This is a genomic window from Aerococcus sp. L_32 (assembly GCF_050689315.1).
Window position 1 is genome coordinate 1 of record NZ_JBOEQF010001138.1, and the last position, 592, is coordinate 592.

At 42.7% G+C, this 592-nt stretch carries 1 protein-coding gene; it reads right to left on the reverse strand.

Annotated features, from left to right (window positions below):
- A partial coding sequence (locus tag ACRCJ0_RS18600) for a 3'-5' exonuclease (protein WP_431391672.1) occupies positions 1–592 on the reverse strand: 592 nt, incomplete at both ends.

Below are 592 nucleotides of genomic sequence, written 5' to 3' on the forward strand. Positions count from 1 at the left end.
ATCAAAATCGTGGTGGCGCATCAGCGCTGGGCCAATCCAATCAAGTAGACTGTTGGCTTTAATCCGGCCTGATGGCGATAGTTGCTCGTCTTTCATCAAAAGCCCTTGCCACTTCCCAATCGTGGTATCGAAGTTTTTCACCATACCCACTAATACCAGTTGCTGTTCTGCTCGAGTTAAGGCCACGTATAATTTTCGCATTTCTTCAGCCAACATGTCTTTCTTCTCAAAGCGTTTAGCCATCATTTCAAACATATTTGGATAGGTGATGTGGCGTGTTCTATCAGACAATTTCACCCCGATACCGATAGCGTCATTATAAATCACCGGATTCCTTAGATCTTGAGTGTTAAAACGCTTGGAAATGTTATAGACGTAAACGAGCGGAAACTCTAAACCTTTAGAATGATGAATAGTATAGACATGGACCGCAGATCGAGCTTCGTCCCCGTGTTTTGGTGCTTGCAGGTCGTTGTCTTTCTCTTGAATTTTCTCAACAAAGCGGATGAATTGGAAAATCCCCTTAAAGGCTGACGCTTCATAGTTAGACGCCAATTTATAAAAACCATGCAAGTTATTTTGCCGAATCTCA